Annotated in this window: 16 protein-coding genes, 2 tRNA genes and 2 rRNA genes; 13 read left to right on the top strand and 7 right to left on the bottom strand. The window is 55.9% G+C overall.

Annotated elements, in window-relative coordinates; all coding sequences use genetic code 11:
* Positions 1-60: 60 nt before the first annotated feature.
* The 6 genes from ACR3EH_RS10425 (at position 61) to ACR3EH_RS10400 (ending at position 8,558) form a co-directional block, all read left to right on the top strand.
* Positions 61-137: transfer RNA gene (locus tag ACR3EH_RS10425), tRNA-Ile, on the top strand.
* 407 nt (positions 138-544) lie between these two features.
* Positions 545-3,403 (top strand): 23S ribosomal RNA (locus ACR3EH_RS10420).
* 190 nt (positions 3,404-3,593) lie between these two features.
* Positions 3,594-3,708: ribosomal RNA gene (gene rrf, locus ACR3EH_RS10415) — 5S ribosomal RNA — on the top strand.
* Positions 3,709-3,833: 125 nt separating this feature from the next.
* Positions 3,834-3,910 (top strand) — tRNA-Met (locus tag ACR3EH_RS10410).
* A 196-nt stretch (positions 3,911-4,106) separates the two neighbouring features.
* Positions 4,107-7,394, top strand: a complete 3,288-nt coding sequence (locus ACR3EH_RS10405) for an ATP-binding protein (protein ID WP_171676394.1) — start codon at positions 4,107-4,109, stop codon at positions 7,392-7,394.
* The gene (locus ACR3EH_RS10400) at positions 7,395-8,558 is read left to right on the top strand and encodes a hypothetical protein (protein WP_171096638.1); all 1,164 of its coding nucleotides are present in this window, start codon (positions 7,395-7,397) and stop codon (positions 8,556-8,558) included. It begins immediately after the preceding gene.
* On the opposite strand, the gene ACR3EH_RS10395 is transcribed toward ACR3EH_RS10400, so the two are convergent.
* Positions 8,555-12,154 (bottom strand): flavoprotein, encoded by a 3,600-nt coding sequence (locus tag ACR3EH_RS10395; protein WP_171648540.1) that lies wholly within the window; start codon positions 12,152-12,154, stop codon positions 8,555-8,557. The genes ACR3EH_RS10400 and ACR3EH_RS10395 overlap by 4 nt on opposite strands.
* Before the next feature lie 329 nt (positions 12,155-12,483).
* Positions 12,484-14,061: a DUF5928 domain-containing protein gene (locus ACR3EH_RS10390; protein WP_171188204.1), complete on the bottom strand. Its 1,578-nt coding sequence runs from the start codon at positions 14,059-14,061 to the stop codon at positions 12,484-12,486.
* A 143-nt stretch (positions 14,062-14,204) separates the two neighbouring features.
* Here ACR3EH_RS10390 and ACR3EH_RS10385 point away from each other — a divergent pair, with 143 nt between their 5' ends.
* Entirely contained in the window at positions 14,205-15,023 is an 819-nt protein-coding gene (locus ACR3EH_RS10385; RefSeq protein ID WP_171188203.1) for a sulfotransferase family protein, read from the top strand.
* Between the two features lie 101 nt (positions 15,024-15,124).
* Here the strand turns inward: ACR3EH_RS10385 and ilvD are convergent, their stop codons facing one another.
* Positions 15,125-16,957, bottom strand: coding sequence for a dihydroxy-acid dehydratase (gene ilvD, locus ACR3EH_RS10380; RefSeq protein ID WP_171188201.1), 1,833 nt, complete (start codon positions 16,955-16,957; stop codon positions 15,125-15,127).
* Positions 16,958-17,065: 108 nt separating this feature from the next.
* On the opposite strand from ilvD, the gene ACR3EH_RS10375 reads away from it, so the two are divergent.
* The 4 genes from ACR3EH_RS10375 (at position 17,066) to ACR3EH_RS10360 (ending at position 20,027) form a co-directional block, all read left to right on the top strand.
* A complete protein-coding gene (locus ACR3EH_RS10375; protein ID WP_171188199.1) occupies positions 17,066-17,629 on the top strand; it encodes a helix-turn-helix domain-containing protein in 564 nt (187 codons plus the stop codon).
* The gene (locus ACR3EH_RS10370; protein ID WP_171676396.1) at positions 17,626-17,895 is read left to right on the top strand and encodes a CBU_0592 family membrane protein; all 270 of its coding nucleotides are present in this window, start codon (positions 17,626-17,628) and stop codon (positions 17,893-17,895) included. Before ACR3EH_RS10375 ends, ACR3EH_RS10370 begins: the two co-directional genes overlap by 4 nt.
* Before the next feature lie 93 nt (positions 17,896-17,988).
* On the top strand, positions 17,989-18,843 hold the full coding sequence (gene sseA, locus ACR3EH_RS10365) for a 3-mercaptopyruvate sulfurtransferase (RefSeq protein WP_171676398.1): 855 nt from the start codon (positions 17,989-17,991) through the stop codon (positions 18,841-18,843).
* Positions 18,843-20,027 carry an amino acid aminotransferase gene (locus ACR3EH_RS10360; protein WP_171188193.1) on the top strand — a complete coding sequence of 395 codons (1,185 nt, stop codon included), beginning with the start codon at positions 18,843-18,845 and terminating at the stop codon, positions 20,025-20,027. Before sseA ends, ACR3EH_RS10360 begins: the two co-directional genes overlap by 1 nt.
* Before the next feature lie 72 nt (positions 20,028-20,099).
* Here the strand turns inward: ACR3EH_RS10360 and ACR3EH_RS10355 are convergent, their stop codons facing one another.
* A complete protein-coding gene (locus ACR3EH_RS10355) occupies positions 20,100-21,410 on the bottom strand; it encodes an ammonium transporter (protein WP_171188191.1) in 1,311 nt (436 codons plus the stop codon).
* A 34-nt stretch (positions 21,411-21,444) separates the two neighbouring features.
* Complete coding sequence (locus tag ACR3EH_RS10350) at positions 21,445-21,783, bottom strand: P-II family nitrogen regulator (protein WP_170537262.1); 339 nt, start codon at positions 21,781-21,783, stop codon at positions 21,445-21,447.
* A 258-nt stretch (positions 21,784-22,041) separates the two neighbouring features.
* Here ACR3EH_RS10350 and ACR3EH_RS10345 point away from each other — a divergent pair, with 258 nt between their 5' ends.
* Positions 22,042-24,216 (top strand): transglycosylase domain-containing protein, encoded by a 2,175-nt coding sequence (locus ACR3EH_RS10345; RefSeq protein ID WP_171648548.1) that lies wholly within the window; start codon positions 22,042-22,044, stop codon positions 24,214-24,216.
* 53 nt (positions 24,217-24,269) lie between these two features.
* Here ACR3EH_RS10345 and leuB read toward each other — a convergent pair whose 3' ends face one another.
* Entirely contained in the window at positions 24,270-25,373 is a 1,104-nt protein-coding gene (leuB, locus tag ACR3EH_RS10340) for a 3-isopropylmalate dehydrogenase (protein WP_171188188.1), read from the bottom strand.
* Positions 25,374-25,464: 91 nt separating this feature from the next.
* Here leuB and ACR3EH_RS10335 point away from each other — a divergent pair, with 91 nt between their 5' ends.
* Entirely contained in the window at positions 25,465-25,992 is a 528-nt protein-coding gene (locus ACR3EH_RS10335; protein WP_171188186.1) for a redoxin domain-containing protein, read from the top strand.
* A gap of 3 nt (positions 25,993-25,995) precedes the next feature.
* Here ACR3EH_RS10335 and ACR3EH_RS10330 read toward each other — a convergent pair whose 3' ends face one another.
* A complete protein-coding gene (locus tag ACR3EH_RS10330; protein ID WP_171188184.1) occupies positions 25,996-26,889 on the bottom strand; it encodes a LysR family transcriptional regulator in 894 nt (297 codons plus the stop codon).
* Between the last annotated feature and the right edge of the window lie 23 nt (positions 26,890-26,912).

Here is a 26,912-nt window from a genome sequence, read left to right as displayed (position 1 = left end):
GCATCTTTTCTTTGAAAAGAGCCTGTCGGGCGACGCCGATTTTGCGAAGCAAAATCAGCTGGGTCGGTAGCTCAGGTGGTTAGAGCGCACGCCTGATAAGCGTGAGGTCGGAGGTTCAAGTCCTCCTCGACCCACCACTTTCCTTCGATTTGACCGTTAAGCACTGATTTGAGTGTTTAGCCGTCCAATCGGACGTCAATTGACATCGTATAGAGAGAAATCAATCAACACTGTTTGATCGCGCCGAGTGAGGCGTTGATCTCAGTTGGTCCTCTTCGGAGGAGGTTCGATTTGGGATGTTTCCTCGTCCCTCTTTGGATATCCCGGCTGAAACGAACAGAGTTGTCCAAGTCAAGTACACTAACCCGCATAACTTAACGGTTATGCATTGTCTTCCATTCTCCATGTGGGGCCGACCGACATCGGCAGCATGGGTTCCAGGATGGAAGGCGGGAAAGTATGCTTTTGGTTCAGGAAAAGGGGTTGGTTGTTCCAGCTTCCGACCCATGGATTTGCTTTGCAAATCCAGTCTTTTTCTGGATCAAATCAAGCGCGAGAAGGGCGTTTGGTGAATGCCTTGGCAGCAAGAGGCGATGAAAGACGTGATACTCTGCGATAAGCCATGGGGAGCTGAGAATAAGCTTTGATCCATGGATTTCTGAATGGGGCAACCCACTTGAAAGCTTCATATTGTTAGTTTTGCTAATCAATATGTTGTTTAACCAAGTACTTAAGACCTGAATACATAGGGTTTTAAGAGCAAACCCGGGGAACTGAAACATCTAAGTACCCGGAGGAAAGGAAATCAATTGATACTCCCCTAGTAGCGGCGAGCGAACGGGGACCAGCCGAGCCAGATAAGTGACTAGAACATGTTGGGAAGCATGGCCATAGCGGGTGACAGCCCCGTATAGGAAGCTTTGATGGACGTATTAAGTAGGGCGGAACACGTGAAATTCTGTCTGAAGATCGGAGGACCACCTTCGAAGGCTAAGTACTCCTTGCTGACCGATAGCGAACCAGTACCGTGAGGGAAAGGTGAAAAGCACCCCGACGAGGGAGTGAAACAGTACCTGAAACCGAACGCCTACAATCAGTCGGAGGATCCTCGAGATCTGACGGCGTACCTTTTGTATAATGGGTCATCGACTTGGTCTCACGAGCAAGCTTAAGCCGTTAGGTGTAGGCGTAGCGAAAGCGAGTCTTAATAGGGCGCATGAGTTCGTGGGATCAGACCCGAAACCGAGTGATCTAGGCATGGCCAGGTTGAAGGTAAGGTAACACTTACTGGAGGACCGAACCCACATCCGTTGAAAAGGATCGGGATGAGCTGTGCCTAGGGGTGAAAGGCCAATCAAACTCGGAGATAGCTGGTTCTCTGCGAAATCTATTTAGGTAGAGCGTCATCCGAATACCCCGGGGGGTAGAGCACTGGATGGGTAATGGGGCCCCACAGGCTTACTGATCCTAACCAAACTCCGAATACCCGGGAGTACTAGATGGCAGACACACTGCGGATGCTAACGTCCGTAGTGGAGAGGGAAACAACCCTGACCTACAGCTAAGGCCCCCAATTCATGGCTAAGTGGGAAAGCAGGTGGGACGACCAAAACAACCAGGAGGTTGGCTTAGAAGCAGCCATCCTTTAAAGATAGCGTAACAGCTCACTGGTCTAAATAAGTTGTCCTGCGGCGAAGATGTAACGGGGCTCAAGCCATGAGCCGAAGCTTAGGATGCCGTAAGGCATGGTAGCAGAGCGTAGTGTGACATAGAACTCATCCTGTATTGCCGCCGGTTATGTGGTGCGCGTAAGCGCGCTCAAGTAGCCGAATAGGCGGTAGCGCAGGATAGAGTTCTTTCGATGAAGCCGGCGCGTGAGCGATCCGGTGGAGAGATCACTAGTGAGAATGATGACATGAGTAGCGACAAAGAGTGAGAGACACTCTCGCCGAAGTCCAAGGGTTCCTGCTTAAAGCTAATCTGAGCAGGGTAAGCCGGCCCTAAGCCGAGGCCGAAAGGCGTAGGCGATGGGAACTAGGTTAATATTCCTAGGCCAGGAGGATGTGACGGATCACAGGTGTAGTTCAATCTTATCGGATTGATTGGGCTGCTGAGTGGTTCCTGGAAATAGCCCTCCATCAGACCGTACCCTAAACCGACACAGGTGGACTGGTAGAGCATACCAAGGCGCTTGAGAGAACGATGTTGAAGGAACTCGGCAAAATACCTCCGTAAGTTCGCGAGAAGGAGGCCCGGTTCCTAGGCAACTAGGGGCTGGGGGCACAAACCAGGGGGTGGCGACTGTTTATTAAAAACACAGGGCTCTGCGAAGTCGCAAGACGACGTATAGGGTCTGACGCCTGCCCGGTGCCTGAAGGTTAAAAGGAGAGGTGAGAGCCTTGAATTGAAGCCCAGGTAAACGGCGGCCGTAACTATAACGGTCCTAAGGTAGCGAAATTCCTTGTCGGGTAAGTTCCGACCTGCACGAATGGCGTAACGACTTCCCCGCTGTCTCCAACATCGACTCAGCGAAATTGAATTGCCTGTCAAGATGCAGGCTTCCCGCGGTTAGACGGAAAGACCCCGTGCACCTTTACTACAGCTTCGCACTGGCATCAGGATTGTGATGTGCAGGATAGGTGGTAGGCTTTGAAGCGGAAACGCAAGTATCCGTGGAGCCTCCCTTGAGATACCACCCTTCGCACTCTTGATGTCTAACCGCGGTCCGTTATCCGGATCCGGGACCCTGCGTGGCGGGTAGTTTGACTGGGGCGGTCGCCTCCTAAAGCGTAACGGAGGCGCGCGAAGGTTGGCTCAGAGCGGTCGGAAATCGCTCGTTGAGTGCAATGGCAGAAGCCAGCCTGACTGCAAGACTGACAAGTCGAGCAGAGTCGAAAGACGGCCATAGTGATCCGGTGGTCCCGAGTGGAAGGGCCATCGCTCAACGGATAAAAGGTACGCCGGGGATAACAGGCTGATACTGCCCAAGAGTCCATATCGACGGCAGTGTTTGGCACCTCGATGTCGGCTCATCTCATCCTGGGGCTGGAGCAGGTCCCAAGGGTACGGCTGTTCGCCGTTTAAAGAGGTACGTGAGCTGGGTTTAGAACGTCGTGAGACAGTTCGGTCCCTATCTGCCGTGGGTGTAGGAGACTTGAGAGGAGTTGCCCCTAGTACGAGAGGACCGGGGTGAACGATCCACTGGTGGACCAGTTGTCGTGCCAACGGCAGTGCTGGGTAGCTATGATCGGACAGGATAACCGCTGAAGGCATCTAAGCGGGAAGCCCCCTCAAAACAAGGTCTCCTGAGGGCCGTGGAAGACCACCACGTCAATAGGCCGGAGATGTAAGCGCAGTAATGCGTTCAGTTGACCGGTACTAATCGCCCGATAGGCTTGATTTGATCCAGTAACAGAAAGACAAATCAAACCAAAAGCATACACCGACCTTGGTTTGGATAACCGTGTCGCACCAAGCGGCACTGTTGGTTGATAAACACAACCGAGTGGCACCGCGCATTCGCAAGCGAATACGCTGCCTGCCACCCGTCGCTTTCTTGCTCCGCAAGAAAGTCGACATGGGCTTTTCCTCGGTTTGGTGGTCATAGCGCAAGTGAAACACCCGGTCCCATACCGAACCCGGAAGTTAAGCACTGCCGCGCCAATGGTACTTGGGCTTAAGCCCCGGGAGAGTAGGTCACCGCCAAACCTAGAAAAAGCCCAACAATCTCTCTAATACGATGAAAAGAACACTACCCGGCCTCAAGCAGCGTAAGCGATAGGCCAACAAACGGTCTCAAGTAGCCGAATAGGCGGTAGACCAACGCAAAGTGTCGCGGGATGGAGCAGCCCGGTAGCTCGTCAGGCTCATAACCTGAAGGTCGCAGGTTCAAATCCTGCTCCCGCAACCAGCGTCAGAAAATCCCAGACCAGCCCGTTCGATCTACAAACAGTCCACTGGACTGTGGACTTGGATGTCGCTGCCAAAACTACCCATCGCCAAAATTAAACACACACATATTCATAATTTAATTTGGTTTTTGCAGACTCAACCCTAACGCCCGTGCTAGACCTAAATTTGAAGTAGGGGGACTTCAGAGGGGCGACATGTCTCAGGACCTGAGCAAGTGGCTAAGCGCAATTGGATTATCTGACTACGCACAAGCCTTTCTAGACAACAAGATCGATTTTTCCATTCTGCCAGACTTGACGGCAGAAGACTTAATTGAAATCGGGGTCACTGCGGTTGGTGATCGTCGAAGGTTGTTGCGTGCCATTGAAACTCTTGATGTGGCTGAAGCAGCAACAATGCAAGACACTGCGGCGTCTATAGAACCTGCGCGACGGCAGGTCACCGTGATGTTTGTTGACCTTACAGGGTTTACAAAAATGTCCAGTGACTTGGATGCCGAAGATTTGCACGCTTTGCTCAACCAGTTCTTTGGCAAAGTGGACAATGTTGTTGAGAAATATGGGGGGCGCATAGACAAGCATATTGGCGATGCGGTCATGGCTGTTTTTGGCGCGCCGATATCACATACAAATGACACAGAACGGGCAGCCAGAGCGGCGGCCGAGATACATGCAGTATTGCCAACACTGACACCACCACTGTCCTGTCATATCGGTATTGCTTCGGGGCAGGTCATTGCCAGCACAACCGGCAGCCAGGCGCACACAGAATACACTGTTACCGGCGATGGGGTCAATTTAGCCTCGCGTTTGACCGACATCTCAAAAGGTGAAGAAACGCTTGTTTCTCACGACATCCAACGCGCCTTGGGTCCGCTGTTTGTAGGCGAGTCTATCGGTGTGCAGGATATCAAAGGATTGAATGAACCCGTCGAAGTCTGGCGTCTGGACCGTTTGGCCCGGAACATTCGGACAAGACGGCATAAGTTCATCGGGCGCGATCGTGAGATGTCGTTATTTTCGGCAACGTTTGACCGCTGCAAACGGCACGGCGAAGGCGAAGTCCACGTGGTTCTGGGCGAACCGGGTATCGGCAAGACGCATTTGTCCGAGCAGGTGGCCGAGCTGGCCAAAAGCCTGTGCTATTCGATCCACAATGGCGTTGTTATGGACTTTGGTGCGCGTGAAGGGCACTCGGCCATTCAGTCCGTGGCCCGCAGTGTTCTGGGACTTGATCCGTCGGATGGGGCAAAAACTGGCGCCGCCGTGGCCAAGGAAGCGGTCGCCAAAGGCTGGGTCAGCCCATCTAATGCAGCGCATCTCAACGCTTTACTTGAGCTTGAGCAAGATCCGGGTTTGGCCGAGGTTTATGCCGTCATGGACAACAAGACACGGTTGCGTGGGCGCAGGCAGGTCATTGATGAGTTGTTGATGGCCCGCAGTCAAGACGCACCCTTGCTGATCCAGATCGAAGATATCCATTGGGCGTCACCCGACATTCTCGCAGCCTGCGCACATATCGCAGCAGTAACGCGGCAAATCCCTTGTGTCTTGATGATGACCAGTCGGGTTGAAGGGGACCCGATCGATCGAGACTGGCAAATGGCCACAGAGGGCGCGCTTGTCTCTAAACTAGAGTTAGCCCCAATGGGGGAGGACCAGGCGCGGCAGCTGGTCGAAGAATTTACTGCCATCGATCCCGAGCTTTTGGACACTTGCGTCAAACGCGCCGGTGGCAACCCTCTGTTCCTGGAACAGTTGCTGCGCAACATTGATGTGCTCAAGCAGGAAACGGTTCCCGGAAGCATCCAAGGCATCGTGCAGTCACGTTTGGATGCACTTGATCGCACAAGCCGCAGCGCCATTCAGGCGGCGTCAGTGCTGGGGCAGAGCTTCTCACCCGAGGTTCTGAATTACATTCTCGGCGAAGGGCATCTGGATACCACAAATCTGATCCGCTCGGCCCTGATACGAGAGGCAGGTGCAGACCTTATGTTTGCGCACGCGCTGATCCGGGACGGATCTTATGCCACGTTGGTTAAATCCGAACGCGCGCGCTTGCATCGACAGGCGGCCAAATGGTTCGAAGATCGTGATGCGACCCTGCGCGCACAGCATCTGGACCGGGCGGGTGCCAACAACGCGGCGCAAGCCTATCTGGACGCAGCCGACAAGCTGATTCACGCGTTCCGGTTCGACGACGCCAGCCCGTTGATCGAACGCGCTTTGGAACTGCCGTCACCCGCAGGCGTCCGGTTTGACCTGCTGTGTGCACGGGGTGAGACGCACCGTCTGCAGGGCCTGTCTAACGAAGCTTTGCAGGAGTTCCGGGACGCGGCGGGTCTTGCGGAGACGGATGAGCAAATTAGCCGGGCGCATATTGGCCTTGCACAGGCAGCGCGACAGGCCAGCCTGTATCAGGACGCGCTTGAGGCGCTGGACACAGCTGAAGCTGCGGCTGAGCGTGCTGGCTCCGAACGGGACGTGGCCCAGATCAACTATGTGCGCGGCAATGTGTATTTCCCCTTGGGTCGCGACAAGGAAGCACTGAGTGCGAATGAGCGGGCTCTCACGCTGGCCCGCAAACTGGATTCCGTTCGCCTTGAAGTGGGGGCGCTCAGCGGATTTGGTGATGCCAACTTCATGAAAGCCACCATGAAAACGGCGACTGGCTTTTACACGCAAGCTGTTGACCGTGCGCGTGAAAAGGGGCTGGTTCGGGATTTGGCGGCCAATCTGCACAACCTGAGCGTCGCGCGCAGCTACACGGGGGATGTCGGGCAGGGGCGCGCAGACGCAAACGAAGCCATCGAAGTTTCGCAGAAGTATTTTGCTTTTGTGCCCGAATGTGTGGCTCAGACCTGCCTGGGTGTGGCCGAAACGTTTTTGGGCGATCTTGATCGAGCGCTAGAAGCATTCCGGGTTTCGGCCGAAATTGCTGAGCGTGTCGGGGCAAAACGGCTTGAGGCACAAGCGCTGGAGCATCTGGCCCGCACGCAGGTTTATGCTAGGCAAATGGATCAGGCTTTGGAAACAGGCCGACGGGCGGTTGAGATTGCACTGGAACATGGGCGGAATTTTGTAGGGCCCAAAGCACTTTCGGCGTTGGCGATGGCCGAAACCGACCCGGATGAACAAATGCGCCTGTTGAATTTGGGGGCTGAGATTATCGCAGAAGGGTGTGTCGGCCATAGTCATCTGCATTTTTACCCCGATGCCAGCGCAGTCATGCTGGCGCGAGGTGATTGGCAAGCGGCGAATGACTATGCGGATGGGCTGGCGGCCTTTACGGCAGGGGAACCTTTGCCAATGGTCGATTTGTCCATCCGCCAGACGCGTTTTTTGGCGGAATGCGGGCAAATTGGCATCCTGCCACGCGAACATCAGAGTTTTGCCAATCTGCAAGCCGAGTTTGCCGAGATGGGAATTACTCAATCCCTGCTGGGGCCCGCTGATTTTCTGACGGAACAGGCAGGAGGCTGAATGAGCGTCGAGAAGAAGGTTTGGCTTATCTCTGGCCTGCTGACCCTTGGGCTGGCGGGTCTTTTGTTGAAACTCTGGATCGAGTTGAACCATTTCGAAGGCGATCCGACGCAGTTGCCAGATCAGGCCGCAGTAGACTCATATCTGGGTAAGCTGGATGTGGAGCCTGACTACTATGTGCGGACAGGGATTTTCATAAAGTCATTCAGTTTTCTGGGGGCCAGCGATGTTCAGGTCACGGGTTATATCTGGCAGCACTATGAGACGGGCGTGCATGACCAGATCCTCCCGAATGAGGATGAGGTCGGGTTTCTTCTGCCCGAAGCAGTAGATAGTGCAAACGGTCTGATCGCCGAGGCGTACCGACTGCCGCAACCCGACGGCGTATTGGTGGGTTGGTATTTCGAACAAACCCTGCGCCAGAGCTTTGATTACACAAGTTACCCTTTTGATCACAAAACGGTCTGGGTGCGGTTCTGGCCGTCCTCGTTTGAGGATGCCGTCGCGTTGGTTCCCGATTTCGAGGCCTATCCGGCAACCGGGCCGGACGACATTTTTGGGATCGACAACCAAATCGTGATGGGTACGTGGGAGCGGGAAAACACCTATTTCGACTATAAACTGTCAAATCTGGATACAACGCTGGGCATCGGCCAGAACGCCTATCAAACCAACGCGCCTGAGTTGCACTATAATTTCGTCATCAAACGCAATTTTGGCAATGCGTTTATCGTTCATATGGTCCCCTTGATCGTTGTGATGATGTTGCTGTTCGGTGCGGTCATGACCGTCACCCGCCGCGAGGGTTTGGCCGAGAGGCATGATTTCAGCACGTCCAGCGTGATCGGCACCTGTTCGGTTTTGTTCTTCGTGATCCTGCTGGCGCATGTGCAGCTGCGCGAAGGCTTTGCCGGCTCGCCCGTGATCTACATGGAGTCGTTCTTTTTCCTGATGTATTTCATGTTGCTGGCGGTATCGGTCAACACGTACCTATTCGCCTCCGAGGCGGTGCCGTCGCTGCGGATCATCCACTATCGGGACAATCTTATTCCCAAGGCCAGTTTCTGGCCGTTTGTGCTGCTGTGCATGGTGGCGATCACGGCTTACAACCTCAGCCTGAAGGAAAGCCCTGAGCCGCCGCCAATCAGCACGCAAGACGGTTAAGCTACAGGTTCAAACCCCGGTTTTGGCTCGCCCTGCGCCATGTCCAGCGTGTAATCACTGACCATCTCTGACGTGCCGTCGCGCAAGTTCTTCAGGTATTTCTCTGGCTCCGCGATCACATAGGCGTATGCGGGCTTCATCACACCGTTCACGACCACATTGATCTTCTTGCGGACATACACGTTTTCGGTCGAATTTGGACCGTGATACCCTTCCAGCTTATCCAGCTCGTGCAAGCCGGATTCCGTCACGCGATAGACCTCACCACTGACCTGTTTGCCCATACCTTGTTGATCCACAAGCGTGGCCATACGGTGCAGGTATCCGCAGTTCGGATTGTCACAGAATGGCTCTTTCGGGACGATCAGCGGCATGGGTTGCCGAGTGCGGGCCGGACCCACGAAGTCGTTTAGAACTTTGCTGTGCGCTTCGTGGTTCGGGAATCCCTGTTTCAGCGAACCATATGTGAAATACAGATATGTCGGCTCTTGCACCGCCACAAAGCTTTCATCGCGGCCTTCTTCCGGGTCAGCAACCTTCACGTTGTGATCGCGCGCCCAGTTGTCCAGCATGGTTCGGATTTCGGGCTCGATCGTCATGCCCTGCACAAAATCGATGCACGAGGTCGCGTCCATGTTTTCGGCCCCCAGCAGGATTTCAACCATCCTGGGCGCTTTGTTCATTACCGCCACATGCAGTGCAGTGAACCCGTGATCGTTGACGATGTTGACGTCGATATCGCGTTTGATCAGGTCCTGGGCAGCTTCATAGTCCGGTTTGCCCAGATCATGGCCGCTTTCGTTCAGTTCACCTTCGCCACCGGCTGCGTAATGCAACAAGGAATCGCCATGCGCTTCGTCTACGATATTGACCCCGACGATGCCTTCGTCGATGGCGCGGAACACGCGTCTCCATTCGTTGATGTCATCCGCGGCGGCGGCCTCGCGCGCCCATTTGCAGACACGGTATTTCTGGTCGTCCAACTCCTCGAAGGCGTCTGCCAAAGCCTCCATGATCTGGTCAGGCGTGGCCATCATGCCGATACCCATCCGACCATTTGACAAGCGCCCTTCGCGCGGACCGATGAAGTCGACACCCAGCGTCTTCAGCTTGTCGACGTTGTTCTGCGTGGTGATGTTGTTCCACATATTCGTGTTGCAAGCCGGGCAAAGGATCACCGGTTTCTTCTGGTATTGCCATGCCACAAAGACCGAGGTCAGAAGATTGTCAGCAATACCGTTGGCCACCTTTCCCATCGTGTTGCAGGTGATAGGGGCCACAATGACGCAATCGGCCCAGTCGCACAGCGCCAGATGCGAGGCCCGCACTGGCATGTCAAACTTCATATAGCGGAAATTCCACTCATCATCGTCGCGGTAATAATCGTGATGGGTGATCTTGGCGTCGATCCTCTCGGCCCCGAAATCGCGAAAGAACTTTTCGGCCGAGACCGAGGGGATCAGTTTCACGTTGTGCCCGGCATCGACGATGCGTTCGACAAGTTCAGGGATTTTATCTGCCGCAGACGAGCCGCAGGCGCACAACAATACGTTGCGCTTGCCCACGTTGACCTGATTCATCACCCCTTTGGGATAGCCGAAAGGATTCTTCTCAAGGCTTGGTGTTTCATTCAGGTCGGAAACTGGCAGTCCTTCTTTGCGCATCCTGGCCTGCAATTCGCCGGCCCGGATCATGTCCACTATGTCTTCCAGCTCTTCGCTTTTGCTGATGCACTCTCCTTGGAAAAACAAATACGGCACGTCTGGTCGCTCACCAAGCGTTACCAGTTGTCGCCGCATCCGGATCATATTGGGATCGCGTCCGCCTACGTCGATTTGCTTGACAGTAGTCGCGCCGATATTCGACAGAATGCTGCGCAGCATATAGGACCAGGGGTCTTCATCTTCATAAAACAGAACCATCGTGTTGTGCTTGAGGATACTGACAACATCGCTTGGGTCCTCGGGCGGGTCGATTTCTTCGATCATCACCAATGCGGGGTCTTCCAGATCGCGTAGGCCACGAAAAATATTGCCGCGTGGAGCTTGCCAGACCTGAGAGGTCGCGGGGCTCATGTCTACAATGGTGACAACATCGGTGTTTTCGTCATAGGCAATGCAAAGACACCAGAACTCTTCCAGCAGGGCAGTTTCCCGATAGACGTTTTCCGGCGAACGGATCGCTTCGATCCCGGTGACGCGATTGAAATCGATGTTGATCATCAGGTGACGATCTTTGTTGGTATTCAGGCTTTTCAACTGTTCCTTGAACCAATCCTGCGGGGTTTGGATCGATGTGTCCTTGCGGGTAGCAAAGCTTTGGAACGTACTGCCAAGATGCACGTTTTCAGACTGGCTGAGGTATTTTTCCGCCATTTCGTGCATGTCTTTTGCAGTGGCGACCCGGCTGACGGCCTCGGTGAACGAGGCCTCGGTCGCCCGCAGCAACTCATCCTCGTCCACGCGGTTGTCGCCGTGAATGGCCAGGCTTTCCGCCAGCACACCCAGCGAGTTCATGTTGGGCGTCGCCCGGCGGAACAGGTTGCGGCGCTTTTTGGGATCTTTCGCCAGATAGCGCGTGCTGTCGACGTAGTTGCATCGTTGTTTGAACGTTTTCAGGTGGGTTTTGACCGCAGCGCGTGCCGAGAAGCGCAGAATGCCCCGAGACCGCATCGAGGTTCCATCGCGGTCCGACATGGCCTTCCACAGCCGTTCGATCGTTGTGACCCAAAGCTTGCCGTATTTTTCAGGATGCACGTCCATCATATGCACCAGACCGGTGCTTGGGTTGCATTTGGCGATGACGGCGAAATGGCCACCTGGCATATTTTCTTTGCCATGGGCGACACCGACCTGAAAATTCGCCACTAGAATATCGTTTTCTCCGCCCAGCCGATTGGATTCGTCGATTGCCTCAAGCAGCAGGGGAACGTTGGTTGTGTCTTCATCCATGAAATAGGCCTGAACCTGAACCCGGTCCCGAAGCCCTTGCGAGTGGATGTAGGTGCAGGCGACGTCAAACAGTTCCCCCAGCGAGATACCGTCATTCACCACAAAGGATGACGGCAGTGCGCATTCGCGGAAAATGTCATTCACCTCGCAACTGAACCCAAGCGCAGACATGCTGAGCGCTGCGGCTGTCACGCTGCAACAGTTGATTGGTTGCTGAAAATTCTGCAACTGGACGCTCACCAAATCCCCGAACATGGTGGCAAAACAGGGTTTGCGTACCTCTTCCGGTATCTTCCGCCAGTTATCGCTCGACAAATAGGCCAAACATGTGCCGTCCAATGCAAGTGCTTCAAGGCTGACAGGTATGTCCGAGATCTGAAGGTGTTCTTCGTAGAAATAATCGCCCACATCTGCGCTGGCCAGCGGTTGCCCATTTTGACGCAACTGAACGACACCGCGCAGCACAACATACATGCCCTTAGCGGGCAGGACCGTGTTTCCGGTCACTTCGATACACTCAAAATGTGGATTGATGACAGCAGGGTTCGCGACTTCGGCCTCACCCGGCAGGACTTTGTAAATCAGGGTCCAGTCTGCGTCGCTTGGAATATATGATCTGGCATTGGCAATTTGATCTGTGGTCACAACTATGTCCCCCCCGGAGTTGCGTTTCAAATTTCAATTTTGGACCAGCAGAATGTCTGTGTGTTTCCCGGACAGGCATTGGTCTTTATGCACCAAAGATCGTCCTGTTCTGCGTCTTTTCACTGGTCGAGACTGATCTGTTGATGAAAAAAGTATAAACAAATCGGCCTAATTGGCCGCACAGTATCCGATTTTTAGACAAAAATCACGAATACAGTGAACTTGACGGATGGGTTGCGGGTCCATGGGGCGAAAGCAGGTTGAAGCGGCGCTTGCCGCGCGCCATCCTGAGGGCCAGTTGTCATTCGGATTCCAGGCCGGAGTTTCGCTTAATCGAGGAACAGATAGTCTAGTCGCATTACGGCGCTGGCCTTTTCCTGACTCACACCAAGAAACCCGGCGATGACAGCCTCGTTTTCGCTGCGCGAGGCCGTTTCACGCAGGCGCAGATAATTCTCAAGCCCGGCCGCCCGGATTTGTTGTGATTCATAGTTCAGATCATTGCGCAGCGTTGGCACCAGTTGTGCCACGTTTTCTGCAGGGCTGTTTTCTCCGGCCAGCCCGACCCGGCGCGCATGGCCGATCAGATAGTCGTCCGAATACTCGCATTCGATCTCGAGCACATGGGTTTTGGCCTGATCGCCGCAGAAATCCTCAAGCACGTCAAGATTGGCAGGGTCGAGGCACAGAACCAGTTGATCCGACCCTAAACTGTCAAACAACATTCTCACCACGGCCCGTCTGTGGCGCGAGCGTTTTGCAAGGCTCGTTTCTATCCCGCCCAGATCGGGCATCTGTGTCTCTTCTTCGTTGAAAAGGTACTCGACACAGGGGATATTGGTTTCGGATGCGATCTGATCGACCAGTCGCTTGGCGACGTGCCATTTCTTGCAGACGATGACGAAAAGCTCGCGCTCGGGGCCCAACGCGCGACCGGCTTCCCAGAAACGTTGCCCAAATCGGCGGCCAATACGCCCGCGTCCGGTCAGAAACGCAAACAGGTTGCGCCCTTCATTCGAGACCGGAAACTCAATACCTTCACTGGCATAAAGCGACCCCAGGCGATCTTTAAGCTCGTGTGCTTCGGGGCTGATCTTTCGGGCAAACAGATAGTCCTGACCCAAAAGCATGTCATAGTGATCGTTGTAGAAAGTGACCGGCATTCCATAATCTGAAAACATCAGGAAAGTTGGTGTGCGGTTTTCGATCTCACCCTTCGGTATCAGATGGCGGACCAATGTCTGAAAGAAGGTCTCGTCCGGGATCCAGGTGGTTGAGAAAAACCGGATCACGTCTCTTCGCTGGCGCAAAAAGTCCAGGATCTTCTCAACGGTGCGGCGGCGCAGGCACCACCATTGGCTGCCGATCATAATCTGCAGGTCTTCGGGAATACCCCGGGTCAGACCAAAACGTTTCTGCATCTCGTAGGCGGAGTAAAACAGTTTGGGCTGCGTGCGTTCATTGAAATGATGGCGATAGATCAGACGGTCTTCTTTCATGCCGGTCTTGATCCAGTTGCTTTCAAAGAAATCGTGGCTTTCGATGAAATCCTTGTCGCGATCGTCCAGAAAACGGTGGGTATATTCGGCGGTTTTGATGGCCATGCAATCGCCAGACAGCATGTAGAAATGCGTGGCGCGGGGGAATGCCTCGACCGCTGCCTTCAAGGCGTTCAGCGTGGCGTGCACCAGTGACCACTCTCCCCATCCGCATTTGATGCGCTTTGCAGCGAAGGTCACATTGGGGTTTTCGCGCAGCGCGCTACGGATCTGGTCATACGCAGCAGTATTGGCGCGTGCATCAAAGTGGATCGCCATGCAATCGCCCGCAGCAGTCAGCTGTTCGGCCTGCGCGATGATGGCCTCGGGGTCCTTATGGCACAGCAATATGTAGGCGATCTTTGCCATTGAGATCAGGTAATTTCCGTTTCTGCCCGGTTTCAACCGTGATACTGAGGATGCGCGATTGAATAAACAGAATAATTTTGGTTCTTTATTACCAAACGCTGGCGTATCGGATCGAGACCTGACCAGCGAAGGAGGCGCAGCAGATGGGGTTTCCCGGTACCTGGATGACCGAGAGTGAAAGCATGGTGTACCGTGTGGTGCCCAAATGCGCGTGCTCGACCATTGGCCAGATCATGTATTATTCGGATCACGGTCAGTTTTTTGATGGCGACATCCACGATGCCAAGGACGGTATGCACAAATGGGCTTTTGACCAGAGTCAGGGCCTGATCACCTCCAACGTGCGCAGCCACGCCTCATATTCATTCACCTGCGTGCGCAACCCCTATACCCGCATCCTAAGTTCTTTCTTTGACAAGATCTGCGGCATCCAACGCAACGGCAAGCGATACCGGGGCAATCTGGTGCCGACGCTGATCTACAACTACGGGATCGAAGTTGGCGGAGATGACGGTAAGGGCGCTTTCGATCAAATCGCCAGCTTCCGCCGGTTCCTGCTGTTTGCGCGTGACACGATCCGCTGGCGGCGTCCGATGGACCCGGACATTCACTGGTCAGCCATGTCGGGTCATGTATCGACCTTCATCGTGAATGGCGGGCGTTACGACAGGATTTTCTGGACCGAAGCGTTCAACGACGGGATGCAGGGTGTTCTGGATCATGTCGAATTGAAGTACCCAGTATCATTGTCCGAGATCCCGCGGTTCAACGAATCCGAAGGCCACGGCCCCAAACGCGCCCATCCGGTCGAGGATTACTTCGACGATCTGTCGATGCATCTGGTCTATGAAATCTACAAACAGGATTTTGAGCTGTTCAAATACGATTTCGAAAACCCGGCCAACAAGATGCCGATCGGCGAAATCGATCTGGATGAAATTCACGCCAAACTGGGTGATTGAGAGCGGCTCGCTCTCAATCACAGTTTCTGGCGAAATATTTCCAAAGGTAAGACTTGGAAGGGTCGGTTAACGGCCAGCTGAAAAGGCTGGCCGTTACCAAATTAAAGCTGGCGCACAGCCCCTTTTGCCGCGCTGGTGGTCAGCTTGGCATAGGCTTTCAGTGTCGTAGAGACCTTACGTTTGCGCGGCGCGGCAGGTTCCCAGCCTTTGGCGTCTTGCTCCTGGCGGCGCTCAGCCAGTTCTTCATCAGACACGGCCAGATGGATCGAGCGGTTGGGGATGTCGATCTCAATTGTATCGCCGTTCTTGACCAGTCCGATTTCACCACCCTCGGCCGCCTCGGGTGAGACGTGGCCAATTGAAAGGCCCGAAGTACCGCCCGAGAAACGTCCATCAGTGAGAAGGGCGCAGGCTTTGCCCAGACCTTTGGATTTCAGATACGAGGTCGGGTAGAGCATTTCTTGCATCCCCGGACCGCCACGCGGTCCTTCGTAACGGATGACAACCACGTCGCCCTCTTTCACCTTGCCGGTCAGGATATCACTGACGGCCTGATCCTGGCTTTCGCAGACATAGGCAGAGCCGGTAAACTTCAGGATGTTTTCATCAACGCCAGCCGTTTTCACGATACAGCCGTCGCGGGCGATGTTTCCGAACAGAACCGCAAGGCCACCATCCTGGCTGAAAGCGTGATCCTTCGACCGGATCACGCCGCCTTCGCGGTCAGTATCCAGTTCTTTGTATCGGTTCGACTGGCTGAATGCCTGCGTTGTGCGTACACCACCGGGTGCTGCTTTGAACAGCTCTTGCGCCTTGGGGTTGTTGGCGATCTTGATGTCCCAGTTGGCAATCGCCTCGCCCATCGTGGCCGAATGCACCGTGCTGCAATCTTCATGCAGCAAACCCGCGCGGCTGAGTTCGCCAAGGATCGAGAAGATGCCGCCAGCGCGGTGGACGTCTTCCATATGAACGTTCTCGGTATTCGGCGCGACCTTGCACAGGCACGGTACGCGACGGCTAAGGCGGTCCATGTGGGTCATGGTGAAATCCACCTCGCCCTCATGCGCGATGGCCAGAAGATGCAGAACGGTATTGGTCGACCCACCCATGGCAATGTCGAGGCTCATGGCGTTCTCGAACGCGTCAAAGGTTGCGATCTCACGCGGCAGGAAGCCTTTTTCGTCCAGATCATAGTGCCGTTTGGTGATCTCAACGATGCGGCGACCCGCTTCCAGAAACAGCTCTTTGCGGTCGGCATGTGTAGCCAGTGTCGAACCGTTGCCCGGCAAGGCCAGACCCAGCGCTTCGGCCAGACAGTTCATCGAGTTGGCAGTGAACATCCCCGAGCACGACCCACAGGTCGGGCAGGCGTTTTCTTCGATGTGCTGAACCTGCTCGTCGGTGAATTTGTCATCCGCGGCGGCGACCATTGCGTCCACAAGATCGATTTTCTTGGCATCCAGATCGGCGATGTCGATCTTGCCCGCCTCCATTGGACCGCCAGACACAAAGATCGCCGGAATGTTCAGTCGCATGGCGGCCATCAACATCCCCGGAGTGATCTTGTCACAGTTCGAAATGCAGACCATCGCGTCAGCGCAATGCGCGTTGACCATGTATTCCACTGAATCCGCGATCACCTCACGCGAGGGCAGCGAGTACAGCATTCCATCGTGGCCCATGGCGATGCCGTCATCCACCGCGATGGTGTTGAATTCTTTTGCAACACCACCTGCGGCTTCGACCTCGCGCGCCACCATCTGTCCCAGATCTTTCAGGTGCACGTGGCCGGGCACAAACTGTGTGAACGAGTTGACGATTGCGATGATCGGCTTGCCGAAGTCATCATCGCCCATGCCTGTGGCACGCCACAATCCGCGGGCACCGGCCATGTTGCGGCCATGGGTAGAGGTTCTGGATCGGTACAATGGCATGATGCTGTTTTCCCTATTTCCTCGGGTTGCATGTCTTTGGGTTCGTACGTTATAGCGCACGTAGCACATGTGCGTTATAACGTACAAGAGGATTCGCGGGGCGCAGAAATGGATGCTGATGACATTACCCTAAGGCTGCGAGATGTGCGGTCGGCATCAGGTCTGAGCCTGTCAAAAGCGGCTGAGCTGACCGGCGTCAGCAAAGCCATGCTGGGTCAGATCGAGCGTGGCGAATCCAGCCCGACAATCGCCACGCTGTGGAAGATCGCCAAAGGCTTTCAGGTGCCGCTGAGTGCGTTGATCGATACGGCCAAGGGCGATCCGTCGGTTTTTCAGACCGTCACCTTTCCCGGCAGTATCGAAGTCAAGATCGTCTTCCCTTTCGATCCTGCGCTGAGGGCCGAGACGTTTCACGTCAGTCTGACCCCGAACCAAAGTCACGAGTCACCGGCGCACGCAACGGGCGTGACGGAAGAAGTTTTTGTTCTTGATGGGTCCCTCGACATATTGCGCGACGGAAATTGGGTACCCTTGCAAGCAGGGCAGGGCTTGCGATTTGCCGCTGATCTGCCGCATGGCTATCGCGCGGGTCCGCAGGGGGCAATTTTTCTAAACATGCACCATTACGCGCAACACACCGAGTATTCACAGACGACCAAGACAGAGTCATGACCGCATTTTTCGACAGCCTCACCATCGTTGACGCCATCGGCTCGTTCGGAGCCCTTATTGTGGTTGCAGCCTATTTCGCGACGCAAATGCGGATGATGAACTCTGACGATCTGGCCTTTCCGGTCGTCAACCTGCTTGGGTCGCTGCTGATCGTCTGTTCCCTGCTTGAGAATTTCAATCTGGCCTCGATGCTGATCGAAGGGTTTTGGATATTGATCAGTATCATCGGCATCATTCAGCACTTCCGTCTGCGCCGGGCGCGATAAATCAAGCGGGTATCAGGCGCTAGCGCTATCCAGACTTGAACCTAAAAGACGCGGGGTATAGGGAAAATCCAAGCTCGCTTAGGGGAGGCTTTGATGCAGGACGATCCAAAAACCCTCGTTTCGACTGAATGGTTGGCCGCGCATATGAAAGACCCGGATCTGCGGATTCTGGATGGGTCTTGGTATCTGCCTGCGCAGAACCGCGATGCCAAAGCCGAATACGATGCCGGCCACATCCCCGGAGCGCGGTTCTTCGATATTGACGAAATCTCGGATCACCGATCAGAGCTGCCGCATATGGCTCCTCCGGTCGAGAAATTCATGTCGCGCCTGCGGGCGATGGGCGTGGGCGATGGTCATCAGGTTGTCGTCTATGACGGCGCTGGGCTGATGTCAGCAGCACGTGTCTGGTGGTTGTTCCGTCTGATGGGTCAGGACAACATCGCGGTTCTGGATGGTGGATTGCCCAAGTGGCAAGCCGAAGGTCGCGAGATCGAGGATCTGCCGCCGGTCATCCGTGATCGTCACATGACGGTGCGCGTTCAAAACCAGCTTGTCCGGGACGTCACGCAGGTTTCCGCTGCAGCCAAACTGGCCGATCATGAGATCATCGATGCCCGCTCTGCCGGTCGGTTTACCGGCGCGGAAGCCGAGCCGCGCGAAGGATTGCGTTCGGGCCATATCCCCGGGTCCCGCAATGTCCCGTTCGGCCAGTTGCTCAATACAGATAGCACAATGAAATCGCCCGAAGACTGCCGTGCCATTTTCGAGGCCGCTGGCGTCGATCTGTCCAAACCTGCGATTACCTCGTGCGGATCGGGCGTCACGGCTGCGATTCTGAGCCTTGCGCTTGAACGTATGGGCAAGAAAGACCACTCGCTTTATGACGGCTCCTGGGCTGAATGGGGTGCCTTCCCAACCCTGCCCGTCTCAACCGGAGAGAACTGATGTTCGAGAACCTCAAGCCGCAGCCTGCCGACAAGATTCTGGCCTTGATGCAGATGTACCGCGAAGACCCGCGTGATCAGAAGATTGATCTGGGTGTTGGCGTCTACAAGAATGCCGAGGGCGTGACCCCGGTAATGCGTGCGGTGAAAGCTGCTGAGCAGCGCATTTTGGAAGAACAGGAAACCAAAGCCTATACCGGCCTTGCAGGGGATCCGGCCTATGCCGATGTGATGATCGGGCTGATTCTGGGCACCTCGGTTCCGCGTGCCAACATTGCCGCTGTGGCGACACCCGGCGGCACGGGTGCCTGCCGTCAGGCGTTCGAGATGATCCGTATGGCGAACCCTTCGGCGCGTGTGTTCGTGTCGAACCCGACCTGGCCAAACCACCTGTCGATCCTGAACTATCTGGGGATGGAGACTGTTCAATACCGGTATTTCGATGGCGAAACCCGTGGCGTTGATTTCGACGGGATGATGGCCGACCTGAAAACCGCCAAAGCGGGTGACGTGGTTCTGTTGCATGGCTGCTGTCACAACCCGACCGGTGCCAACCTGAACATGGTGCAATGGCAAGATGTTGTGAACCTGATCAACGAACTTGGCCTCGTGGCGATGATTGACATTGCCTATCAAGGCTTTGGTGACGGGCTGGAAGAAGACGCACAAGCGGCGCGTTTGGTTGCGTCTTCGGTCAAACAATGCCTGATTGCTGCGTCTTGCTCGAAGAACTTCGGTGTCTACCGTGAACGCACTGGTTTGCTGATGGCCATCAGTGCCGATGCAGGCCAAACCGCCCTGAATCAGGGGACGCTGGCGTTTCTGAACCGTCAGAACTACTCCTTCCCGCCGGATCATGGCGCACGGGTGGTGACGACGATCCTGATGGATGACGCGTTGCGGGCTGACTGGGCCACCGAGCTGGAAGAGATCCGTTTGTCCATGCTGGGTCTGCGCCAGCAATTGGCAGACGAACTGCAACGCCTGAGCGGGTCCGACCGTTTCGGTTTCATCGCCCAGCACCGGGGCATGTTCTCACGCTTGGGAGCGGCACCGGAATTGGTCGAAAAACTGCGCGCCGATCACGGTATCTACATGGTAGGCGACAGCCGCCTGAACATCGCTGGCCTAAACGCGACAACGGTGCCAATTCTGGCGAAGGCGATTATCGACGTCGGCGTTTGATCTCAGTAACATTCCAAAAAAAAGAAAACCCGGGCGCGAACGCCCGGGTTTTTTTAGTTTATTTAATAAGTCTTAGCCCTTCGAGAACTCAGGATAGGCTTCCATACCCAGTTCCGCCATGTCCAGACCATTGATCTCGTCTTCTTCGCTGACGCGAATGCCAACGGTGGCTTTCAGGATCGACCACAGGATCAGAGCGGCGACGAAGGTGAAGACACCGTAAGCCACGATACCGGTCAACTGGGTGATCAGGCTGGCTTCTCCGTAGAAGATCACCGCGATGGTGCCCCAGATGCCTGCGAACAGGTGAACCGGGATCGCGCCGACAACGTCGTCGATCTTGAACTTGTCCAGCATCGGAACCGCGAAGACTACGATGATACCGCCCACAGCACCGATCCAAAGCGCGCCGAACAGGGTCGGGGCCAGAGGTTCAGCGGTGATCGACACCAGACCGGCCAGCGCGCCGTTCAGCACCATGGTCAGGTCAGGCTTTTTGTACAGGACCTGTGTCATGATCAGGGCTGCGACAGCACCGGATGCGGCGGCCATGTTGGTGTTGGCAAAGATGCGCGACACGTCGGTTACGTCACCCACGGTGCCCATCGCCAGCTGCGAGCCGCCGTTGAAACCGAACCAACCCAGCCACAGGATGAAGGTACCCAAGGTCGCCAGCGCCAGATTTGAACCGGGCATCGGGTGAACTTTGCCGTCCTTGTACTTGCCGATGCGTGGCCCAAGGATCAGACAGCCAGCCAGAGCGGCCCAGCCACCGACCGAGTGTACAACGGTCGAACCGGCGAAGTCGGAAAAGCCCATGGCGTCCAGCCAGCCGCCGCCCCATTTCCACGACCCCGAGATCGGGTACAGGATACCGGTCAGCACGACGACGAAGATCAGGAAGGGCCACAGCTTGATACGTTCAGCCACGGCACCCGACACGATCGACGCGGTTGCCGCTACAAAGACCAGCTGGAAGAAGAAGTCCGAGCCGATCGAGGCGTAGTCCAGAGCTGCCTGAGCAGGGTCAACGCCAACCGGATCAAGCACGGTTGGGCCGCCAATGGCAAAGAAACCATTGAAGTCGCCCGGATACATTGTGTTGAAGCCAACCAGCCAGTACATGATCGCGGCAATGGAAAACAGCGCTATGTTCTTGATCATCTGCATGGCGACGTTCTTGGACCGCACCAGGCCGCCTTCCAGCATGGCAAAGCCTGCAGCCATGAAGAAAACCAGAAAGCCCGCCATCAGGAACAGCAGAGTGGTAAAGATATACTGGGTGTGCAGCGCAGCCTCGCCTTCAGCGGCTTCTTGCGCCAGACCCATCTGCGGCAGCACGACAAGCGCAGCGGCAGGGATGAGAGATTTCATCAGGTTCATTTTACTTCCTCGAATGAGTGTGGAGTGGCCGCGCTTACAGCGCTTCCTCGTTGGTTTCCCCGGTTCGTACGCGCAGGGCCTGCTCGACATCGAGGACGAAAATCTTGCCGTCACCGATTTTCCCGGTTTTGGCGGTGTTGGTGATGGTCTCGACGATCTGGTCGGCCATTGTTGCCGGCACCACGATCTCGAGCTTGATCTTGGGCACAAAGTTCACGGCGTATTCGGCCCCACGGTAGATTTCGGTGTGACCGGACTGTGAGCCGAAGCCCTTGATTTCGGTCACCATCATGCCGCGGACGCCAGCTTGGGTCAGTGCCTCGCGCACCTCCTCCAGCTTGAACGGCTTGATTGTCGCAATGATCAGTTTCACGTCTTTCCCCTCTGATTGTCCGGCGGGACCGGTTTGTTTGCACCTGCAGAAAAAAAGCGTGAGAGAGTGGTGTAAGAAACGGTGACGGGTCGTAATTGCGCAGCAAAATGGCGCGATGTTGCACAATTTTTGCACAAAACATGCAAGATGACTAAAAAACAGGCAAATTAATGAGGGGAAATTCCGGAAATTCGGACCTCTACATAGACGGGTCGCCGGGGTATGGTGGCGCAAAAGAACAACGGGCAGAGTTTGAGCATGACTGAGTCCAAGCGCCAGAAGCCGCGATTGGTTGCGGACAAAAGATACCCGTCCAAAGGGCGTAAACCGTCGGCGCCCAAGCGCCCGTCGGGTAAGAAATCGACTGCGCGCAAGACCACCACCCGCAAAACAACGCGAAAGACCAAACGCAAAAGATCGGGTGGAAACGGAGGTGGGTTCTTCCGTCGTCTCTTCCGCTGGATCTGGAGGCTAATCTGGGGTTTGACTTGGCGTGTGGGGGCAATAGTAGTCGCGCTGATCGCCTTGGCGGTCGGCATCGTCTATACAACTCTGCCCGACGTGGATGCCTTGTTGGACGGGCGCGCGCGCGGGTCAGTGACCTTGCTGGATCGCGATGGCAAGGTTTTTGCCTGGCGCGGGGATCAGTTTGGCGGGGTGATAACAGCGGATACAGTCTCGCCCCATCTGAAGAACGCGGTGATCGCGACCGAGGACAAGCGATTCTATCGCCATTTCGGTGTCAGCCCGCGCGGTGTGGCCAGTGCCGTACGCATCAACCTAAGCGAAGGGCGCGGGCCGTTGTCAGGCCATGGCGGGTCAACCATCACCCAACAGACAGCCAAGTTGCTGTGTCTTGGAGAGCCTTATGATCCGTCTGAATGGGAATCTGAAGCTGCTTACGAGGCCGATTGCCGCCAGGGCTCGCTTTGGCGTAAAGCCAAGGAAGCCGTTTACGCCATGGCGATGGAGGTCAAATACTCCAAGGACGAGGTTCTGACGATCTACCTGAACCGGGCCTTCTTGGGTGCAGGCGCGCGCGGGTTCGAAGCGGCCAGCCAGCGGTACTTTGGCAAATCCGCAGCCGAAGTTTCCCCTGCTGAGGCCGCGATGCTGGCCGGTTTGCTGGTTGCTCCCACGCGTTATGCACCGACGAATAACCTGCAACGATCTCAGGACCGGGCACGGCTTGTGATCGGTCTAATGGAGGACCAGGGCTATTTGACCGCAGCACAAGCCAGCGAAGCACGCACCAGACCGGCCGAGCTTTCAGAAGCTGCCGCTGCGCGCGCGGGCGGCTATTTCGCGGACTGGGTCATGGCAAGCGGGCCCGAGTTCTTTACGCGCAACACCACCGAGGATGTAGTGATCCGAACCACTCTGGATCAGCGTATCCAAACCTCCGCTGAAGAAGCGCTGAAGTTCATCTTTCAGGAAAAGGTGCGCGAAGGGTCCGAGGCGCAGGCCGCGATTGTCGTGATGTCTGCGGACGGTGCAGTGCGCGGCATGGTTGGTGGACGCAAGACGCGGGTTTCAGGTGCGTTTAACCGGGCGACACAGGCGTTGCGTCAGACAGGATCGTCTTTCAAACCGTTCGTCTATGCCACCGCGCTGGAGCTTGGGTATTCACCTTTGGATACCGTGATTGATGAACCTTATTGCGTGAACATTCCCGGTTCAGGTCAATGGTGCCCCAAGAACTACACCAACAAGTTTTATGGGCAGGTGACGTTGGCAGATGCGCTGATGAACTCTTTAAACATTCCGGCAGTGAAAGTAGCCGAGATTTCGGGTTTGGATAACGTCCGCACCGTCGCAAGCGGCTTTGGTATTGCCAGCGATCTGGCGCAGGGTCCGGCCTTGGCGCTGGGCGCGTCGGAAAGCACGTTGATCGAGATGACCGGAGCGTATGCCGGTATTCTGAACGGTGGGTCGGCAGTAGAGCCTTATGGCCTGACCGAACTGAAGCTCTTGGGTGATGACACGCCTGTCATGGTCACAACGACCGGTATTGGTGAGCGGGTCATCAACGACGCTGCCGCCAAACAGCTGACCTGGATGATGGAGCGTGTGGTGTCCGAAGGCACCGGCGGGCGTGCCAAGCTTCCGGGTTGGCAGGTGGCAGGCAAGACCGGAACAACACAGGCCGCGCGGGATGCGTGGTTCATCGGCTTTACGGCTGATTATGTAACCGGCGTTTGGATGGGGTATGACGACAACACACCATTGTCTGGCGTAACCGGGGGCGGGCTGCCTGCTGAAATCTGGAAAGAGACCATGCTGCGTGTCACCGAAGGGATGACGCCCACACCTTTGCCGATGATGGCACCGGAACCACCAGTTCAGGTTGCGCAACCACAGCCCCGGCGCAGGGGAGGCGGCTTTGCCGAGGATATCAATAACCTGCTGAGAAACATATTCGGCGGCAACTAACAAAAAAGGCGGTGCACCGGGCACCGCCTTTTGTCGTTCGTTTCTTGCGTGGTTTAGACGCTGGCATCCAAAGCTGCCAGGATCGCGTCACCCATTTCGGTGGTAGACACCGGTGTGACGCCTTCATCCGCCAGCAGGTCGCCGGTGCGGACACCATCAGCCAGAACTTTCTCGATTGCGGCTTCAAGGCGGTCTGCTTCTTCACCCTGATCAAAGCTGTACCGCAGCGCCATGGCAAAGCTGAGGATACAGGCGATCGGGTTGGCTTTGCCTTCACCCGCAATATCCGGGGCCGAGCCGTGCACCGGTTCGTACATTGCCTTCGGGCGGCCATTGGCCATCGGAGCGCCCAGCGAGGCTGAAGGCAACATGCCCAGAGAGCCCGTTAGCATCGCGGCGCAGTCGGACAGGATGTCACCAAACAGGTTGTCGGTCAGGATAACGTCGAACTGCTTGGGTGCGCGTACCAGCTGCATGGCGCCGTTGTCGGCGTACATATGGCTCAGCTCAACCTCGGGGTAGTCGGCGGCGACACGATTTACGACTTCACGCCACAGGATCCCGGATTCCATGACGTTGGCTTTTTCCATTGAGCACAGCTTTTTGTTCCGGCGCATGGCCAGTTCAAAGGCCGAGCGTGCGGCGCGTTCAATCTCGGATTCGGTGTAACGCTGAGTGTTGATGCCGACGCGTTCATTGCCTTCCTCAAAGATGCCGCGCGGCTCGCCGAAATAGACGCCCGAGGTCAGCTCGCGCACGATCATGATATCCAGACCGGCAACGATATCCTTCTTCAGCGACGAGAAATCGGCCAGCGCGTCAAAGCACTGGGCCGGGCGCAGGTTCGAATACAGGTCCATCTCCTTGCGCAAGCGCAGCAACCCGCGCTCGGGCTTGAGGCTGAAATCCAGATCGTCGTATTTCGGGCCGCCAACAGCGCCCAGCAGAACCGCGTCCACCTCTTGCGCTTTGGCCATCGTCTCATCAGACAGCGGCTTGCCGTGGGCGTCATAGGCGGCACCGCCGACCAGATCCTCGCTCACTTCAAATTGAAGACCGCGATTGGTGCTGAACCAATCGATGATTCTGCGCACTTCGGCCATAACTTCCGGGCCAATTCCGTCTCCGGGCAGGATGAGGAGCGAGGGGTTGGACATGAAGGGTCTCCTTGCGTTTTGTTGCACAGGCCCTAGCGTCTGCGGTGCATCGGGTCAATGAGACGAACCCGTCAAAACACGAGGAAAACACATGCTGACACCTGGAAACCCGGTTCCGGCGCTGAAAATCGAAACCGTGGCGCATGGCCGCTTCGATCTTGAGGCGGACAAGGGCGAAAACGGGACTCTGGTGATTCAATATCGCGGGCTTCATTGCCCGATCTGCATCAAGCAGATGACCGAGGTCGAGGCGGCGCTGGACGATTTTGCGGCGCTGGGCGTCGAGGTCATCATGATCACAACCGATACCGCCGAACGTGCCGCCGAAACAGCCGAGAAAGCCGGGGCAAAACGACTGCGCGTGGGTCACAGCCTGCCATTGGCCGCCGCGCGCGAGGATTGGGGTCTGAACATCTCGACCAAGCGCGAGGGCAGCGCCGAGCCGGACCTTTTCGCAGAGCCCGGTCATTTCTATATCGCACCCGATCAGACGCTCTATTACGCGTGGCAGCAAACCACACCGTTTGGGCGCCCTTCCATGGCGGATATTGCGGGTGGTCTGAAGTTCACACTGGGCAACAACTACCCTGCGCGCGGGACTTATACAGGGCCGCTTTGACCTTCAAAGACTGGCTTTGAGTCCTTCGGCCAAAAGATCCCAGACCCTGCGAATACGCGGGGTCTGGCGCATGGCTTGCGGCGCGGCCAGCCACACCGGCATTTTCTTGATCTCGACCCCAATATCCAGAATTTCGACCAGAGGATCGGCCTCGGCCACCTGAATCTGACTGAATCCCAGTCCGCAGCCTGCCCGGATCAATTCCCAATACACGGTCTGGTGGTCGCATCGGGTGGCAAAGGCATCGCGCCCAACGTTCCAACCCCTTTCCTGCATCGAAGCAATGATGCGGTCATCCGCATCAAACCCCACCAGATCATGCTGGAACACTTCTTCAGGCGAGGTCGGGCGACCTGCGCGATCCAAATAGCTTTTGGCGGCGCAAAAACATAACGAGATCTCACCCAGATGTCGGGTCAGAATGTCCATCTGCTCGGGGCGGTACATGCGCACGGCAATATCGGCTTCTCGGAACAGCAGGTTTTCGGTGGCGTCCGTGGCAACCAGTTCCAGCTGAATCGCAGGTTCCTGTTGCCGGATATGGGCCAGTATCGGCGGTAGGATGTGGTTCGATGCAAAGACCGACGCGGTAATGCGCACCGTTCCGTCCAACTGCTGCGACTGACCAGCTGCCGTCATGCTGAAGGCGTTCATTGCCGTGTGCATCTGTTGCGCCATTGGCAGCAATTGATGACCCACATCGCTTAGCTTTAGCCCTCTTGCGTGTCGTTCGAAAAGAGAAACCTCCAGCTCGGCTTCCAGGGTTTGAATCTGTCGTCCCAATGTGGGCTGGCTGCGCTCCAGCTGTCGGGCTGCGGCAGAAAGGGATCCGGTTTCGGCCACCGCCAGAAAGCTTTGAATCAGGGACCAGTCGGCATGTGTAAGGGCTTTGTCCATTCAAAAATGAATACATGATCTGC

The sequence above is a fragment of the Ruegeria sp. BG7 genome (assembly GCF_056535685.1).
This window is presented reverse-complemented; position numbering and strand designations above follow the sequence as displayed.

Excerpts from the sequence above, each read along its gene's own strand:
- ACR3EH_RS10375 (WP_171188199.1), top strand. The coding sequence starts at position 17,066 with ATGGATGCTGATGACATTACCCTAAGGCTGCGAGATGTGCGGTCGGCA.
- ACR3EH_RS10400 (WP_171096638.1), top strand. The coding sequence starts at position 7,395 with ATGAGCGTCGAGAAGAAGGTTTGGCTTATCTCTGGCCTGCTGACCCTT.
- ACR3EH_RS10370 (WP_171676396.1), top strand. The coding sequence starts at position 17,626 with ATGACCGCATTTTTCGACAGCCTCACCATCGTTGACGCCATCGGCTCG.
- ACR3EH_RS10330 (WP_171188184.1), bottom strand. The coding sequence starts at position 26,889 with ATGGACAAAGCCCTTACACATGCCGACTGGTCCCTGATTCAAAGCTTT.
- ACR3EH_RS10335 (WP_171188186.1), top strand. The coding sequence starts at position 25,465 with ATGCTGACACCTGGAAACCCGGTTCCGGCGCTGAAAATCGAAACCGTG.
- ACR3EH_RS10355 (WP_171188191.1), bottom strand. The coding sequence starts at position 21,410 with ATGAACCTGATGAAATCTCTCATCCCTGCCGCTGCGCTTGTCGTGCTG.
- ACR3EH_RS10385 (WP_171188203.1), top strand. The coding sequence starts at position 14,205 with ATGGGGTTTCCCGGTACCTGGATGACCGAGAGTGAAAGCATGGTGTAC.
- sseA (WP_171676398.1), top strand. The coding sequence starts at position 17,989 with ATGCAGGACGATCCAAAAACCCTCGTTTCGACTGAATGGTTGGCCGCG.
- ACR3EH_RS10360 (WP_171188193.1), top strand. The coding sequence starts at position 18,843 with ATGTTCGAGAACCTCAAGCCGCAGCCTGCCGACAAGATTCTGGCCTTG.
- leuB (WP_171188188.1), bottom strand. The coding sequence starts at position 25,373 with ATGTCCAACCCCTCGCTCCTCATCCTGCCCGGAGACGGAATTGGCCCG.
- ilvD (WP_171188201.1), bottom strand. The coding sequence starts at position 16,957 with ATGCCATTGTACCGATCCAGAACCTCTACCCATGGCCGCAACATGGCC.
- ACR3EH_RS10345 (WP_171648548.1), top strand. The coding sequence starts at position 22,042 with ATGACTGAGTCCAAGCGCCAGAAGCCGCGATTGGTTGCGGACAAAAGA.
- ACR3EH_RS10390 (WP_171188204.1), bottom strand. The coding sequence starts at position 14,061 with ATGGCAAAGATCGCCTACATATTGCTGTGCCATAAGGACCCCGAGGCC.
- ACR3EH_RS10405 (WP_171676394.1), top strand. The coding sequence starts at position 4,107 with ATGTCTCAGGACCTGAGCAAGTGGCTAAGCGCAATTGGATTATCTGAC.